Origin of the sequence: Actinomycetospora flava (assembly GCF_037400335.1) — a bacterium.
In the GTDB taxonomy this organism is placed as follows: domain Bacteria; phylum Actinomycetota; class Actinomycetes; order Mycobacteriales; family Pseudonocardiaceae; genus Actinomycetospora; species Actinomycetospora flava.
In genome coordinates this window covers 310,705-325,444 of the sequence record NZ_JBBEGM010000007.1, presented here as the reverse complement: position 1 = coordinate 325,444, position 14,740 = coordinate 310,705, and the positions used below count along the sequence as shown (strand labels likewise).

General features: G+C 75.7%; 18 protein-coding genes. 5 read left to right on the top strand and 13 right to left on the bottom strand.

The features are described 5' to 3' along the window. Nucleotides 1-131: 131 nt before the first annotated feature. The 5 genes from WCD58_RS18710 to WCD58_RS18690 all read right to left on the bottom strand — a co-directional run bounded on the left by WCD58_RS18710 (nucleotide 132) and on the right by WCD58_RS18690 (nucleotide 2,179). Nucleotides 132-893, bottom strand: coding sequence for an ANTAR domain-containing protein (locus tag WCD58_RS18710; protein ID WP_337704563.1), 762 nt, complete (start codon nucleotides 891-893; stop codon nucleotides 132-134). Nucleotides 894-903: 10 nt separating this feature from the next. Further along, on the bottom strand, nucleotides 904-1,215 hold the full coding sequence (locus tag WCD58_RS18705) for a hypothetical protein (RefSeq protein WP_337704562.1): 312 nt from the start codon (nucleotides 1,213-1,215) through the stop codon (nucleotides 904-906). Then, the gene (locus WCD58_RS18700; RefSeq protein ID WP_337704561.1) at nucleotides 1,212-1,433 is read right to left on the bottom strand and encodes a hypothetical protein; all 222 of its coding nucleotides are present in this window, start codon (nucleotides 1,431-1,433) and stop codon (nucleotides 1,212-1,214) included. Before WCD58_RS18700 ends, WCD58_RS18705 begins: the two co-directional genes overlap by 4 nt. A gap of 143 nt (nucleotides 1,434-1,576) precedes the next feature. Beyond that, a complete protein-coding gene (locus WCD58_RS18695) occupies nucleotides 1,577-1,831 on the bottom strand; it encodes a hypothetical protein (protein WP_337704560.1) in 255 nt (84 codons plus the stop codon). Nucleotides 1,832-1,969: 138 nt separating this feature from the next. Continuing rightward, nucleotides 1,970-2,179, bottom strand: coding sequence for a CsbD family protein (locus WCD58_RS18690; RefSeq protein WP_337704559.1), 210 nt, complete (start codon nucleotides 2,177-2,179; stop codon nucleotides 1,970-1,972). Between the two features lie 273 nt (nucleotides 2,180-2,452). Between WCD58_RS18690 and WCD58_RS18685 the strand changes: the two genes are divergently transcribed. From WCD58_RS18685 to WCD58_RS18665, 5 genes are read left to right on the top strand one after another with little or no spacing between them, the layout of a single operon-like run. Next, nucleotides 2,453-4,810, top strand: a complete 2,358-nt coding sequence (locus WCD58_RS18685; RefSeq protein ID WP_337704558.1) for a heavy metal translocating P-type ATPase — start codon at nucleotides 2,453-2,455, stop codon at nucleotides 4,808-4,810. A 38-nt stretch (nucleotides 4,811-4,848) separates the two neighbouring features. Next, nucleotides 4,849-5,319, top strand: coding sequence for a CinA family protein (locus WCD58_RS18680; RefSeq protein ID WP_337704557.1), 471 nt, complete (start codon nucleotides 4,849-4,851; stop codon nucleotides 5,317-5,319). 6 nt (nucleotides 5,320-5,325) lie between these two features. Next, entirely contained in the window at nucleotides 5,326-6,006 is a 681-nt protein-coding gene (locus WCD58_RS18675; protein WP_337704556.1) for an HAD family hydrolase, read from the top strand. 9 nt (nucleotides 6,007-6,015) lie between these two features. Beyond that, complete coding sequence (locus tag WCD58_RS18670) at nucleotides 6,016-6,924, top strand: diacylglycerol/lipid kinase family protein (RefSeq protein ID WP_337704555.1); 909 nt, start codon at nucleotides 6,016-6,018, stop codon at nucleotides 6,922-6,924. Continuing rightward, a complete protein-coding gene (locus tag WCD58_RS18665; RefSeq protein WP_337704554.1) occupies nucleotides 6,921-7,256 on the top strand; it encodes a TraR/DksA family transcriptional regulator in 336 nt (111 codons plus the stop codon). The genes WCD58_RS18670 and WCD58_RS18665 overlap by 4 nt, the downstream gene beginning before the upstream one ends. Nucleotides 7,257-7,291: 35 nt before the next feature. On the opposite strand, the gene WCD58_RS18660 is transcribed toward WCD58_RS18665, so the two are convergent. The 8 genes from WCD58_RS18660 to WCD58_RS18625 all read right to left on the bottom strand — a co-directional run bounded on the left by WCD58_RS18660 (nucleotide 7,292) and on the right by WCD58_RS18625 (nucleotide 14,450). After that, on the bottom strand, nucleotides 7,292-7,834 hold the full coding sequence (locus WCD58_RS18660) for a hypothetical protein (protein WP_337704552.1): 543 nt from the start codon (nucleotides 7,832-7,834) through the stop codon (nucleotides 7,292-7,294). After that, nucleotides 7,831-9,033: an MFS transporter gene (locus WCD58_RS18655; protein ID WP_337704551.1), complete on the bottom strand. Its 1,203-nt coding sequence runs from the start codon at nucleotides 9,031-9,033 to the stop codon at nucleotides 7,831-7,833. Before WCD58_RS18655 ends, WCD58_RS18660 begins: the two co-directional genes overlap by 4 nt. Continuing rightward, nucleotides 9,030-9,926, bottom strand: coding sequence for a nuclease-related domain-containing protein (locus WCD58_RS18650; protein WP_337704550.1), 897 nt, complete (start codon nucleotides 9,924-9,926; stop codon nucleotides 9,030-9,032). Before WCD58_RS18650 ends, WCD58_RS18655 begins: the two co-directional genes overlap by 4 nt. Beyond that, nucleotides 9,926-10,435: a DUF2505 domain-containing protein gene (locus WCD58_RS18645; RefSeq protein ID WP_337704549.1), complete on the bottom strand. Its 510-nt coding sequence runs from the start codon at nucleotides 10,433-10,435 to the stop codon at nucleotides 9,926-9,928. Before WCD58_RS18645 ends, WCD58_RS18650 begins: the two co-directional genes overlap by 1 nt. 33 nt (nucleotides 10,436-10,468) lie before the next feature. Next, nucleotides 10,469-11,248 (bottom strand): spore photoproduct lyase family protein, encoded by a 780-nt coding sequence (locus WCD58_RS18640; protein WP_337704548.1) that lies wholly within the window; start codon nucleotides 11,246-11,248, stop codon nucleotides 10,469-10,471. Between the two features lie 271 nt (nucleotides 11,249-11,519). Continuing rightward, nucleotides 11,520-12,275, bottom strand: coding sequence for a PIG-L deacetylase family protein (locus WCD58_RS18635; protein WP_337704547.1), 756 nt, complete (start codon nucleotides 12,273-12,275; stop codon nucleotides 11,520-11,522). Between the two features lie 67 nt (nucleotides 12,276-12,342). Beyond that, nucleotides 12,343-13,587 carry a glycosyltransferase family 4 protein gene (locus WCD58_RS18630; RefSeq protein WP_337704546.1) on the bottom strand — a complete coding sequence of 415 codons (1,245 nt, stop codon included), beginning with the start codon at nucleotides 13,585-13,587 and terminating at the stop codon, nucleotides 12,343-12,345. Next, nucleotides 13,584-14,450, bottom strand: coding sequence for a sugar phosphate isomerase/epimerase family protein (locus WCD58_RS18625; protein ID WP_337704545.1), 867 nt, complete (start codon nucleotides 14,448-14,450; stop codon nucleotides 13,584-13,586). The genes WCD58_RS18630 and WCD58_RS18625 overlap by 4 nt, the downstream gene beginning before the upstream one ends. Nucleotides 14,451-14,740: the final 290 nt, after the last annotated feature.

The following is a 14,740-nucleotide window of genomic DNA, read 5'->3' as shown; positions in this document are numbered from 1 at the left end:
TCCCCGCGACAATCCCGGGTGTGGGGCGGTCCCGCCGGCTCACGTGGTCGAACCGGCGAGACCTGAGTCGACGATCGGCCCGCGGGCACCCTGTCGACCTGGCCGTGCTCTACCCACCCGGACCGCCGGGCCTAACGCCCGCCCGGATCCCCGCGGCCGTTCTTCCGGCGCGCCTCGTCGACGACCCGGGTGGCGACCTCGGCGAGCTTGATGTTCGTCTTCTGGGACGAGTCGACGAGCATCGAGAACGCCTGCTCCGGCCCGACGCCGAAGCGCTCGACGAGGACGCCCTTGGCCTGGCCGATCGTGTCGCGGCTGTCGAGGGCGGCCGTCAGCCCCTGGATGCGCTTGGCGCCGTGCAACGCCAGCGCGGCCTGGGCGGCGAAGAGCGCGCCGGCGTCCACGGACGACTCGTCGAAGGCGCCGGGCGACGAGGAGTAGAGGTTCAGGGCGCCGGCGCTGCCGTGGGCGGCGAACAGCTGGAACGACAGCAACGACCGGAAGCCGCGCGTCAGGGCGGCGGAGGCGTAGCGCGGCCAGCGCTCCTGGGCCCCGGCCATGTCCTCGACGAGGGTCCGCGACTCGGTCCAGATGGAGTCGCGGCACGGGCCCTCGCGGAACTCGTTCTGCAGCTCGTCGAGCTCGCGGACGGCGGGGCTGCTGGGCGCGTACGCGTCGACCGTCCCGCCCCGCTCGACCAGCGAGACGCCGGCCTGCTCCACGTGCGGGATGGTCCGGATCGCGCCCTGCACGATCAGCCCGAGCGTGTGGTCGACCCCCTCGTCGTCCGTGCGGTCGATCAGCCCGCGAGCGGCCTCGTCGAGGGCGTGGGCGAGGGCCGCGCCGACGCGCTCGCCGTGCTCGCTCTCGTCGTGCTCCGTCGTGGACACCATGCGCACCCGGCTACCCACGAAGCGAACGAGTCGACACCGGCGAGCACCGCGGAGGCGCGGGCATCGTCAGCACCTGCGTGGCGACGCGGTCGGCCAGCCCGTGGTCGCCGTACCCGAACTCGGCCGAGTCCCGCAGCTCGCGGGCGACGAGCTCGCCGAGTGCGGTCGGCAGGACGCGACGCGCGTGCAGCGCCGCCGCGCGGTAGCGGGACCGCACGGGACCCGGCAGCACCGTGGCGTTCCCGCGGACGTCGGCGGGCTCGGGTCCGGCGTCCCGCGGCCGGCAGCCGTGCACGAGGGCCGTGGCCCACACCGGGGTCATCGGTCGTCCCCGCCGGCCTCGGCCAGCACCTCCGCGGCGAGCCGGTCGACGAGGCCGTGCCCGGCCAGCCGGTAGCCGAAGTCGGCGAAGGCGCGCAGCTCGCGGTGCACCAGCTCCCCGAGCGCCCCGGGGTAGGCGCTCCGCGCCCGCTCGGCCGCGGCGAGGTAGGTCGCCCGGTCGGTGTGTCCGAGCGCCTCGTCGGCCGTCTCGATCGTCATCGTCGCCACCCTCCCGGCCGCGGTGCGGCCGGCCCCCCTGGTCCGTCGGGACATCGCTGAGGGTGACAGGATCTCCCCAACAGGCCCAGTGAAGGGGACGAACAACCCGCGCTTCGGCGGGAACTGCGTACGTTGAGTGAGAGTCAGGCGCCGCGCAGCTGCCAGTCGGCGCGGTCGGTGACGTCGGGGACGTCGTCGGAGAGCCACGCGATGTCGAGCCCGGCGAGACCGCGGTCGGCGACGACCGCCCGGAAGTCCGCGTAGCTGCGGCGACCGGAGGCGTCGGCGTCCTCGGACGCGTCGACGACCCGCACGAGCAGCCAGAGCGCGACGAAGCGCAGCTCCCACGCCACGGCGAGTCCCGCGACCACCGCGGCCAGAACGACGAGCACCATCATCGCTGCCCCTCCACGATCTTGTGACGCACGCTGCATCGCTGCCGTGACGGGGATCGTTACCGCTGGTCACCAGACGAAGGCCCCGGATCGCCGTGGGGCGGTCCGGGGCCGTCGCCGGTGAATCGGGCGGGGAGCCGGCTACTGCTGCTTCTTCTGGTCGGCTTCCTTCTTGTCCGCCTCGGCGCGGGCCTTCTGGGCCTCCGCCTCCTTCTGGCGGGCGGTGTCCTCGGCGTCGGCCTTCTTCTGCTGCTCCTTGCCCTCGCGGGCCCAGTCGTCCTGGCCGGTGAGGGCGCCGACGGCCTCCTTGGCGCGGCCCTTCAGGTCCTCGGCGGAGGTGTCCTCGCTCATCGTCGTCTCCCGTCGTCGAGCGGTGTCCTCGGTCGGCGGCGGGCGTACCCGATCTTGAGGTTCTCGCACACGCGCACCTGAGACCGGGATTGGTCCGCTCGGAGGGCGCGAGTCACCCGTTCGGGGACACAGGCCGACCGCTCGTCCTGCCCGAACCGGACAGTCGTCGGACGGGCGGCCCGGGGTTCTCAGCTCCGGGGGTGCGCGCGGGGGCGGCCCCTAGCGTCGCGCCGTCGATCGACAACCAGCGCGACAACGAGCGGAGGTGCCGGAGTGGCGACCGACGTCGCGGAGAGTGCCGGACCGGCGGGGACGACAGCGGCCGACACCCGGGTCACCACCGAGCTGGCCGTCACCGGGATGACGTGCGGGACGTGCGCGGCACGCATCCAGCGCAAGCTGGGGCGCCTGCCCGGGGTCGAGGCGAGCGTGAACTACGCCAGCGCCCGCGCCCGGGTCACCCACCCCGCGGACCAGGACCCGGCCGAGCTCGTCGCGGCCGTCACCGGTCTCGGGTTCGGCGCCGAGCCCGTGGCGCCGCGGATCCCCGTGCCCTCGCCGCGGTCGGCCCCGGAGCAGTCCCAGCACCGCGCCGCGACCCCGGCCGCCCCCGCCGAGGGCGCGCCGGACCCCGAGCTCGCCGAGCTGCGCCACCGCGCGCTCGTCTGCCTCGCGCTGAGCCTGCCGGTGATCGCCGTCGCGATGAACCCCGACTGGCAGTTCCGGTACTGGCAGTGGTTCTCGCTGGTGCTCACCGCGCCGGTGATCGTCTGGGGTGGCTGGCGGTTCCACCGGGCGGCGGCGAAGAACCTGCGTCACGGCGCCGCGACGATGGACACGCTGGTCTCGGTCGGCACGCTCGCCGCGTTCGGCTGGTCGCTGTGGGCGCTGTTCCAGGGCGGCGCCGGGCTCGGCGGCATGCGCCACGCGCTGTACCTCCTGCCGCGCCCCGACCAGTTCGACGGCTCCCGCACGATCTACCTCGAGGCCGCGGCCGCGATCACCACGGCAGCCCTGCTCGGCCGCTGGATCGAGCGGCGCGGACGGCACCGCGCGCTCGGCGTCTCGGCGTCGCTGATGGAGCCCCCGGCCGCGGAGGCCCGGGTCGTCGTCGGGGACCGCGAGCTGCCGGTGCCGGTGGGGGGCGTGCAGCCCGGCGACCGCGTCGCCGTCGCCGCGGGCGAGCCGTTCCCGCTCGACGGCCGGATCGTCGAGGGACGCTCCACGGTCGACGCCGGCGCGATGACCGGCGAGTCCGCGCCCGTCGACGTCGAGCAAGGCACCGAGGTGCTGGCCGGCACGCGCAACGAGACGGCCCGCGTCGTCGTCGAGACCACCCGGGCCGCCGGGGACACGCAGTGGGCCCGGATGGCGCGGCGCGTGCAGGAGGCGCAGGCCGGCAAGACCGCGATCCAGCGCCTCGCCGACCGCATCTCGGCGTGGTTCGTGCCGGTCGTGATCCTCGTGGCCGTCAACACCCTGCTGTTCTGGGGCGTCTCGGGCGCCGGCTGGGGCTTCGCGATCGCCGCGGGCATGGCCGTGCTCGTCGTCGCCTGCCCGTGCGCGCTGGGGCTCGCGACGCCCACGGCACTCGCGGTCGCCACGGGGCGCGGCGCTCAGCTGGGCATCCTGCTGCGCGGGCCCGAGGTGCTGGAGTCGAGCCGCCGGGTCGACACGATCGTCCTCGACAAGACCGGCACCGTGACCACGGGCCGCATGACCCTGCGCGCGGTGCACACCACGCCGGGCACCGGGCGCGACGAGGTGCTCGCGCGGGTCGGCGCCCTCGAGGCGAAGCTCGAGCACCCGGTCGCGCGGGCGATCGCCGCCACGGCCCGCGAGGAGCTCCCGGGAAAGCTCGGCCAGGCCGAGGGGGTGCGTCCCCTCGACGGCCTCGGCGTGGAGGGCACCGTCGACGGTGTCCGCGTGCTCGCCGGGCGCCGGCGGCTGTTCGACGACCGGGGCGTGGCGGTCCCCGACGCGCTGGCGCACGCGCTCGAGCAGGCGGCCGCGCACGGCGCCACGACCGTGCTGGCGGCCTGGGACGACGGCAGCGGCGAGCTCGCCGCCCGGGCGGTGCTCGAGGTGGCCGACGGGGTCCGCGAGGGCTCCGCCGAGGCCGTCGCGGAGATGAAGAACCGCGGGCTGCGCCCGGTGCTGCTGACCGGCGACAACCCCGCCGCCGCGCGGGCCGTCGCCGCCGAGGTGGGCATCGACCCCGACGACGTCGTCGCCGAGGTGCTGCCCACCGAGAAGGCCGACGAGGTCCGCCGCCTGCAGGAGCAGGGCCGGGTCGTCGCCATGGTCGGCGACGGCGTCAACGACGCGGCCGCGCTCGCCCAGGCCGACCTCGGCGTCGCCATGGGCACCGGCACCGCGATGGCCATCGAGGCCGGCGACGTCACGCTCGTCCGCGACGACCTGCGCGCGGTGCCCGACGCCCTGCGCCTGGCCCGCCGCACGCTGGGCACGATCCGCGGCAACCTGTTCTGGGCGTTCGCCTACAACGTCGCCGCGCTCCCGCTCGCCGTCGCCGGGCTGCTCAACCCGATGATCGCGGGCGTGACCATGGCCCTGTCGAGCGTCTTCGTCGTCGGCAACAGCCTGCGCCTGCGCCGCTTCCGCCCCTGAGCGTTTCCGGGCGCCGGGGATCGGCAAGGCCCCGGGACGTGTCGGAGGACCCTGAGGAACTGGCGAAGTCGGTGTCGCACGCGGCGTCGCGTGACGGGCGGCGGCTGGCGATCGTCGAGTCGCTGACCGGCGGGCTCGTGTGCAGCGACCTGGCCGCGTCGCCGGGGTCGAGCGAGTGGTTCCGCGGCGGCGTCGTCGCCTACGACCGCACGACCAAGCACGGCGCCCTCGGCGTGCCGGACGGGCCGGTCGTGTCGGAGCCGGCGGTGCGGACGATGGCCGGGAAGGCCGCGGAGCTGCTCGGCGCCGACCTCACGCTCGCGGTCAGCGGCGCCGGAGGCCCGGAGCCGCAGGACGACCAGCCGCCGGGCACGGTGTGGTTCGCGATCACCGACCGCGGCGAGACCGAGGCGTGGATGGAGCAGACCGACTCCGAGGACCCGCAGGACGTCCTGCGGCACACCCGCGTCCGTTCGCTCCAGGCCCTGCTGAACCACCTGGGCGAGTAGCGGACCATGGACGCCGTGGTGGACCACGTCGTCTGGGACTGGAACGGCACGTTGCTCGCGGACGTGCACGCCGTCGTCGACGCCTCCGCGGCCGGGCTGGCTGCGGCCGGGGTCGACGGCGGCCTCGATCTCGCGCGCTACCGCTCGACCTTCCGGCGCCCGCTGCGCGACTTCTACGCCGCGTTGGTGGGGCGCGAGGTCGACGACGCGGAGTGGGCGCGCATGAACGCGGTGTTCGGCGAGCACTACCGCCGCCTCGAACCCGGGCTCCCGCTGGCCGACGGGGCGCTCGACGCCTTGGAGCGCTTCGCGGGCGCCGGGCTCGGCCAGTCGGTGGTGAGCATGCTGGGCCACGACGAGCTGCACGCGACGCTGGGCCGGCGCGGGCTCCACGACTGGTTCGTGCGCGTCGACGGCGACCACCACCACGACGGTCGCAGCAAGGAGGCCGCGCTCGCGGCGCACCTCGACGTGCTCGGGCTCGACCCGGCGCGGGTCGTGCTGGTGGGCGACACCCTCGACGACGCCGCCGCGACCGCCGCCGTGGGCAGCGCCTGCATCCTGGTGGCCGAGCACTCGACCCACCACGAGGAGGACCTGCGCACCGTCGCCCCGGCGGTGCCCACGCTGCCCGAGGCGGTGGAGCACGTGCTCGCGTTGCGCCGATCCGCGGCGTCCTCGTCGTAACCTTCTCCCGTGGCCCTGCCGTCCGAACCGTCCCCGGTGCCCGCCTACGACCGGGTCGTGCTCGTCTACAACCCCGAGAGCAGCGGCGACGGCGAGCAGCGCGCCGAGCAGGCGCGCGCCACGCTCGCCGCGCAGGCCCCGCAGTTCGCGGTGGCGACGCGGGCCACCGAGTACGCCGGGCACGCCCGCGTCATCGCCGAGGAGGAGGCGCGCGCCGGGCGGGTGCTCGTCGTGTCCGTCAGCGGCGACGGCGGCTACAACGAGGTCGTGCAGGGCGTCATGGCCGCAGGGGACGGCACGCGCTCCGGGGCGGTCGCCGCCGTGCTGCCCGCGGGCAACGCCAACGACCACCGCCGCGCCACCCGCGAGCGCCCGCTGGTCGACGCGATCGCCGCGGCGCAGGTCAGCCGCCTCGACCTGCTGCGCGTGGAGATCGCCGGGGAGGGCGGGCCGCGGTGGGCGCACTCCTACCTGGGGCTGGGCATCACGCCGACCGTCGCGCTCGAGCTGGAGCGCGGCGGCAAGGGCTCGGTGCGCGAGATCGTCACCACGGTCCGCGCGTTCTCCGCGTTCCACCCGTTCGAGATCGACGTCGACGGCGAGGGCGTGCGGCGCTTCGACAGCCTCGTGCTGGCCAACACCACCGAGATGGCGAAGTACGTGACGCTCTCGGACGGCGATCCCGCCGACGGGCTGTTCGAGGTCGTCACGCTGCCGCACCGCTCGAAGCTGCGGCTCCTCGCCTACGCGGTGCGCGCCGCCCTGCGCGGGCTCGGACCCCAGCCGCGGACGTCGCGGTTCTCGTTCACCACGAACTCGCCGATCCCGGTGCAGCTCGACGGCGAGGTGCTCGAGCTGCCCCCGCACCGCTCGGTCATCGTCCGGATCGCCCCGCAGGCGCTGGCGACGGTCGTGTGAGCGCGCCGCTGGAGGACGCCCGCACGGACGCCGTGGCGCGCGTCGCGTCCCTCGAGGCCCAGCTCGCGGAGATCGTCGAGACGGCGTCGGCGAGCTCCGGCGACGACGAGCACGACCCCGAGGGCCAGACGATCGCCTACGACCGCGCCCAGGTCGCGGCCCTGCTCGCGGCGGCGCGCCACGACCTCACCGAGATCGACGCCGCGCGGGCGCGCGTGGACGCCGGGACCTACGGGGTGTGCGAGCGCTGCGGCCGCCCGATCGCCCCCGAACGCCTCGAGGCCCGCCCGGCCGCCCGCACCTGCGTCCGGTGCGCCTCCCTACGTGCGTGATCTTCTCAGCTGCAGCTCAGAAGATCACGCACGTACTAGGGACGGCGGAAGGGGACCGAGGGGTCGCGGACGGGCTTGGGGCCGGCGGCGGCGGTGAAGCGCTCGCGGGCCGCGCGGGCGCGCTCGCCGTCCTCGCGCAGCCCCGGGTCCATCGCGTCGCGCACGGGCGCGAGGAGCAGCTTGCGGTCCGGCTCGACGACGGCCGTGAGGCGCAGATGCGCGTGCATCCAGGCGCCGAGGGTGTCCTCGTCGGCGCGCGTGAGCACCACGTCGGCGGCCCAGGTCGGGGCGAGCGCGAGCTCGTCGAGCAGCAGCCCGGCCAGCGCGCGGCGCAGGGGCGAGACACCCGTGCGGTAGAGGTCCTGGCGCGTCACGCGGTTGCGCAGCATCGTCGCGTCGCCGACGTCGAGCAGGACGAACCCGCCGTCGACGGGGTGGGCCGGTCCGCTGTCCGGCAAGCCCGGCACCCCCGACCCCCACCAGGCCACGAGGCCCGCGTCGCGCCCGAGCGCCGCCACCGCCTCGTCCAGCGGGCGGAGCGGCGCCGCGAGGGCGGCGACGGCGTCGGAGACGTTCACGCCCGCAGTGTCCGCGCCGAGCCCGGCGGGCGCAGCGAGCCCGCCAGCACGAACGCCGCGATCCCGGCGAGCGGCACCAGCGCGAGCCCGGCGCCCACGGACACGCCGTCGGCGACCGCCCCGATGATCGGCGGGAACGCGAGGAACCCGAGCCGCGCGAGCCACCCGACGACCGCGATCCCGTCCCCGGGGCGCACGCCCCGCACCCGGCCGGCGGCGGCGAAGCCGAGCGGGAAGATCGTCGACACCCCGAGGCCGGTCAGCGCGTAGCCGACGACCGCCGCCACCGGGTGCGCGACGAGCAGCGCGCCGCCCATCGACACCGTCGCCAGCGCCGCGCCCGAGCGGGCCACGACGACCGCCCCGAAGCGGTCGACCGCGCGGTCGCCGACGAGGCGCCCGAGCGTCATCGCCGCCTGGAACGCCACGAACGGCAGGCCGGCGACGAACGCCCCGCCGCCGAGGTCGTCGCGCACGTAGATCGCGCCCCAGGACGCCGCCGAGTCCTCGATCCCGCCCGACGACACCAGCAGCGCCGACAGCGCCAGCAGCGGCCCGGCGGCGACGAGGACCGCCCGCCAGGGGGCACGACGCGGGCCGTCGTCATCGTCGTCGTGCGAGGCCTCCGGCTCCGGCCCCGGCAGGCACCAGCGCCACGCGAGCACGGAGACCACGACGAGGACGACCGCGACGACCCCGAGGTGGACCAGCAGCGGGACGCCGAACCCGGACGCCGCGGCCCCGAGCAGCCCGGCGCCGACCGCGGCCATGCTCCACACCGCGTGCAGCCCGTTGACGATCGAGCGCCCGTACCCGGTCTGGACCCGCAGGCCGTGGGCGTTCATGGCCGCGTCGGCCCACGCGTCGGTCAGGCCCAGGACGAACAGGGCGGCGGCCAGCGCCCACCACCCCGGCGCCAGCGCCACCGCCGGCAGCAGGACCGCGCCGGCCAGCCCCACCCCGGCCCCGGCGTTGCCGCTGCCGACGCGCGCGATCAGCGGGCCCGCGAGCACCCCGAAGATCAGCGCCGCGGCGGGGAAGGCCGCGATGGCCGTGCCGAGCGCGGCGTTCGACAGCCCGAGCTCGTCGCGCAGGGTCGGGAACCGCGGGACGATGCTGTTGTAGGTCGCCCCGTTGACCACGAACATCCCGATCACCGCGACTCGGGCGCGCCGCAGGGCGGGTCCGGGTGCGGTCACGGGCGCCACGTCGTCGACCTGCGCGCGACCTCGAAGGTCTGGTCGACGCCCTGGTCGGACAGCGGCGTGCCGAACGCGGTCAGCAGGCGCGGCAGCTGGCCGAGCCGGGTGACCGCGACGCCGCGGGGGCGCCCGGTGCCGGAGAGGATCGCGCCCACCACCGCGACGACGGGGTGCACGGCGGGCGGGTCCAGGGTCTCGGTGGCCCCGGCCGCGTGCGCCAGCCCGATCGACACGCGGTCGCCGACCTCGAGCCCGATCCGCCGCAGCCGGTCGAGGTCGAGGGGCGACCCGCCGACGTCGAGGGAGTGGTCCTCGATCGTGACCCGCCCGCCGGGGACGTTCACGACCTCGATGACGAACAGGCCGGGCGGGCCGATGACGAGGTGGTCGAGGGTCACGTCGCCCTCGACGAACGCCATCGGGACGCTGTGCAGGATGCGCCAGCGCGCCCCGCGTCCCCGGCGCAGCGTCGGCGGGCGGGTGAGCTTGGCGACGGTCTCGGCGACGGCGTGCTGCCCGTCGGCGCGCAGGCGGTGGGGCCGGTCGGCGCCGGGGCCCTGCTCGGCGCGGGCGGTCGCGGCCTCCTCGGTCAGCCCGTGGCCGGGGCGGCGCAGGGCGAGGTCCTCCCAGCCGGGGACCCAGCCGCCGTCCGGGGGCTCGGCGCCCGCCCCGATCGCGGCCGGCTCGGCGGCCTCGGCCGGGCTCGCCATCGGCGGCAGGTGGTTGCCCCACAGCCAGGCGTTGGCCTCCTGGGTGAAGAGCTCCCGGTAGCCCGCGGGGACGTCGTGGGCGACACGGGTGACGAGGTCGAGGTGACCGAGCGGCAGCCCGTTCGAGGAGGACACGTAGAGCCGGTCGGACCCGGGGCGGCGCTTGCGGCGAGCCGGCATCAGCCCGCCCGCTCCTCGTCGGCGAGCCAGCGCGAGATCCGGTCGTGCTCGCGGCCGGTCAGCCCGCGGATGCCCGTGACGACCGAGCGCTCGATCCCGCCGCCCAGCAGCGGGACCGCGGCGGTGATGTCGAGGTCCACCGCCAGCCGGCTGCCCGCGTCCTCGCCGACGACCGACATCGTCCCGTCGGCGCTGATCGGGGTGTTCGGCACCGAGACCCGCGCCCGCCCCTCGCAGCGCTCGGGTCCGAGTGTCCACTCCTCGGTGCGCTCGATCACCAGGACGCCGGAGAGCAGCCGTTCGACGACGGCGGGCACCTGGCCCGGCGGCACCGGTTGGCGCAGGACCACCCGCACCCGCCGTCCCGCGCGCTCGAACGCGACGACGTCGATCCGGCCGGAGCCGTCGACGTCCAGCTTCACGCGGTGGAACTCCGGCTCGGCGAGCGCGGCGGCGAAGGCGGGGACGCCGTAGGGGTAGGCGCGGCTCAACGCCAGCCGGGTGCTCACGCGGCCCGAGCGTAATCGCGCTCGGCGATGTGCTCAGAACGCGTAGCGGATCGTCAGCCACGGCGCGTGCCGCGCGACGAGCTCGCGGAACCGCGCGACCGCGCGCCGCTTGACGTCGACGCGGTAGCGGACGACGGCGCCGCCGTGCTCGGTGCGCTTGGTCTCCTGGGCCTCCGGGCGCCACAGCACGTCCTCAGCGCGCGGGTGCCAGCCGAGGTTCACCTCGTGCAGGCCCTCGTGGTGGGTCAGGAGGATCACCTCGCACCGCGCCTGGGCCTTGGCGCGCTCGGAGAGGCGCTCGCCGAGCTCGTCGAGCAGCAGCGCCCACTCCGACTGCCACCGCTCGCGCAGCACCACCGGCGAGAAGTTGAGGTGCACCTCGTAGCCCGCGGCGACGAAGTCGTCGATCGCCTCGATGCGCTCGTCGATCGTGCTCGTGCGGATGTCGAGCAGCTTCGCGTCGCGGCGCGGCATGAGCGAGAAGCGCACCCGCGTCCCGCCGCGCGGATCGAGCGCGAGCAGGTCGCGGTTGACGTGCTTCGTCGCGAACGACGCCTTCGCCCCGTCGAGGCGGGCGAACTGCGCGACGAGGTCGGCGACGTTGTCGCTGACGCGGGCGTCGACCGAGCAGTCGGAGTTCTCGCCGAGGTCGTAGACCCAGTCGGCGGGGTCGCACTGGTTGGGCTCGGGCTTGGGACCCTGCCGTCCCAGGTGCCGGGCGATCGCGCGCTGGATCGCGTCGATGTTGGTGAACACGGTGATGGGGTTCGCGTAGCCCTTGCGGCGCGGGACGTAGCAGTAGGCGCAGGCCATCGCGCACCCGTTGGCGTCGACGGCGCGATGAAGTCCGCCGAGCGCCCGTTCGGCCGGACCGTCAGCGACTTCTTCTCGCCGAGGACGAGGTGCTCGGCCTTCACCCGTACCCAGCGGGCGACGTTGGCCTCGTCGCCGTGGAGGTGGGGGATCGCCCAGTGCGAGTCGATCTCGACGACCTCGGCGTCCGGGAAGCGGGCGAGGACCTCCTGCCCGCGCGCGGAGGCCAGCGACGCCGGTTCGGCGTGGATCGTCGCCACCTCGAGGAGCGTCACGGCGCCAGGGTGCCGATCAGCGCGCGGGCGCTCGCGCCGGCCCGGAACACCTCGGCGGGCGTGCCGGCGCCCTCCCGGCGCGCGAGGTCGGCCAGCACGGGGCCGACGTGCTCCGGGCCGCCGAACTGGAAGCCGACCTGGGTGGCGTACGCGCCGGCGGCCGCGGCCTTGGTCGCGAGCAGGGCGGCGACGTCGACGGCGACGTCGGTGCCGGTCGGCCCCGGCGCGCCGGCGGCGTCGGGATGGCGGACGGCGTAGGGGGTGTCGCGCCACCACGCGGTGCGGTCGGGATCGGCGAGGCCCGCGACGACGGCGGTGACGACCTGGTGGTCCACGTGGTCGCCGACGGCCTGCGGGGCGAGGACGAGGTCGGCGGCGGCGACGTGCTCCCGGACCGCGTCGCCCGCCGCGCCGGCCACGTCGTCGCCGGCCCGTCGCCCGGCGAACAGCGCGGCGGGCGAGTCGTAGCCGCGGTGCGGCGCCTCGAGCAGTCCGAGATGCTCCCCGCGCACGCCCAGCCGGGCGAGGGCGGCGGCGTCCTCGTCGCGGCGCAGCGCCATGTAGTCGACGTCGGGGGCGAGGCCCTTGTCGGTCTGACAGGCGAGCGCGAACCCGGTCGGCGCGGCCACGGAGCCGGTGAACACCGTGACCACGAGCACGTCGTGCCCGGCCGCGGCGAGCCGCGCGAGCGTCCCGCCGGCGGAGAACACGGCGTCGTCGAGGTGCGGGCTGACGGCGACGATCCGGCTCACGTGCGCTCCATGATCGACGGAAGAATACGGACGCCCAGTGTCTGCGACGCCACGTCGCTGACACGGGTCACAGCAGGTGGGGGGCCGTGCGGAAACGGCAGTCGGGGTCGACGGCGACGTCGGGGATCGCCGGCACGGGCACGTCGCGGACGGCGTCGTAGACGTCGGTGAGGCGGTGCGCGATCACCGGCCACGACCAGCGGGCGCGGACCTCGTCGAGGGCGCGGCAGGCGAGGCCGGTGCGCAGGTCGGGGTCGTCGAGCACGCGGGCGATGCCGTCGGCGAGCGCGGCCGGGTCCTTCGGCGGCACGAGCAGGCCGTTGTCGCCGTCGCGGACGCAGTCGCGCACGCCGACGACGTCGGTCGACACCACCGGCAGCCCGCTGGCCATCGCCTCGAGCACCGTGTTGGAGAAGCCCTCCGCGTAGGTCGGGCTGACGAAGACGTCCCCGCGCCGGTAGACCTCGTGCGCGTCCTCGTAGGCCGTGTAGCCGAGCTGGGTGACGTGCTCGTCGAGCCCGAGCTCGGTGACGCGGTCGGCGACGGTGTCCGTGTCGGGGCCGATCCCGGAGACGACGAGGTGCAGCCGCCGGCCCCGTCCGAGCAGGTCGGCGAAGGCGTCGAGCAGGTCGAGCACGCCTTTCCGGGCGTCGACGCGACCGTGGTAGAGCAGCACGGGCGGGTCGGACAGGCTGCCGGGCCCGCGGGCCGGGGTGAAGCGCTCGGTGTCGGTGGCCCCGGAGACGACGGTCCAGCGGCCGGGATCGACGCCGTGGCGCGCCGACACCTCGGCGGCGAACGACGACGACCCGATGACGAGGGCCGGGGCGTGCGCGAACACCGCGCGCACGAGCGTCTCGTGGGTTGCGCAGCAGGTGCCCACCCAGTGCCCGTCGCCGCCCTGCACGCTGACCACGGCGGGCAGCCCGAGGTCGTGCGCGGCCCGCAGCACCGCGAGGCCGTTGGGGTACGCGTACTGGGCGTGGAGCAGGTCGAACGGCTCCCGCGCGTGCTCGGCGGCGATCGTGTCGCGCATGGTGGCGACGTCGGCCTCGAAGTCCGCGGGACGGCCGTCGACGACCTCCTGCTCGCCGTGCGCCTCCAGCGCCACGACGTGCACGCCCGCGGGGACGCGCTCGGGCGGGGGCGGGCCGCCGCCGTAGACGCCGCGTCCGACGGGGTCGCCGCGGTACTGCGAGATCAGCGTGACGTCGTGGCCCTCGCGCACCAGGTGGCGCAGCAGGTTCTCGGCGTAGGCGCTCATGCCCGACACCGCGGGCCAGTAGCGGCGCGAGACGAAGCAGATCCTCACGCGTCGGCCTCCATCTTCCGGATCGTCTCCAGCGCCGCCGGCACGAGCGTGTCCGCGCGGTGGGAGTCCCGGGACAGCTCGAACGACACGAGCCCCGGGTGGCGCACCGCGCGCAGCGCGGCGATGACCGCGGGCAGGTCCATGTCCCCCTCGCCGGGCGCGCGGTGCTCGTGCACCCCGCGGGGCATGTCCTCCACGGCCACGGCTCCGAGCAGGGGCGCGAACTCGCGCACGGCCTGCTCGGGGGCGAAGCGGCCGGAGACGATGCAGTGGCCGGTGTCGAGGGCGAGGGTGACCTCGGGGACTTCGAGGGCCAGCCGCATCCAGTCGTCGCAGTCCTCGACGAGCATCCCCGGCTCGGGCTCCACCGCGCACACGACGTCGCGCTCGCGGGCGTGGTCGACGACCGCGCGCACGCCCTCGGCGAGCCACCGCCACGCCTCGTCCCGGTCCTGGTCGGGCGCGGGCACGCCCGCCCAGAACGACACGGCCTCGCTGCCGAGGTCGGCGGCGACGTCGACGCACGTGCGCAGGAAGTCGACGCGCCGCGCCCGGCCCCCCGCGTCCTGGGTGATCAGCGTCGGCTGGTGCTTGCGGCACGGGTCGAGCAGGAAGCGGGCGCCGGTCTCGACGACGCTGCCCAGCCCCAGCCCGCGCAACCGGTCGGCCAGGGCCGCGGTCCGCCGGCCGAGCTCGGGGGCGAACGGGTCGTGGTGCGCGACGTCGAGGGTCAGGGCCACGCCGTCGTAGCCGCTGTCGGCGAGCAGCGCGAGCGCGTCGTCGAGGCGGTGCGAGGTCAGGCCGTTGGTGTTGTAGGCGTAGCGCAGCCGGCTGTCGCGGTGGTCGTGCGCGGGGGCGGACATCCCGGCCGAGGTACCACTCGGGGAGCGTCCGGAACCCGTCCGGGGCCCGTCGCTCCCGGTCACCGCCAGTCCGACGGCGAACGAAACGGGCGTGGACAACCGACCGCTCGTCCCGCCACTCGTCGCGGACGTTCCCAAGATCGCGCCGGGTCAGCGGTCGGCATGCTGCGGCCTGCGGTTGGTGCAGTATCTGCACGCGGAAACAGTGATGTTGACCACAAGGGCCGCCGACGCGTTCAGTGACCTTCGCACGACGGCGAGCGAGGGGCCGATCGGAGCAGGACGAACAC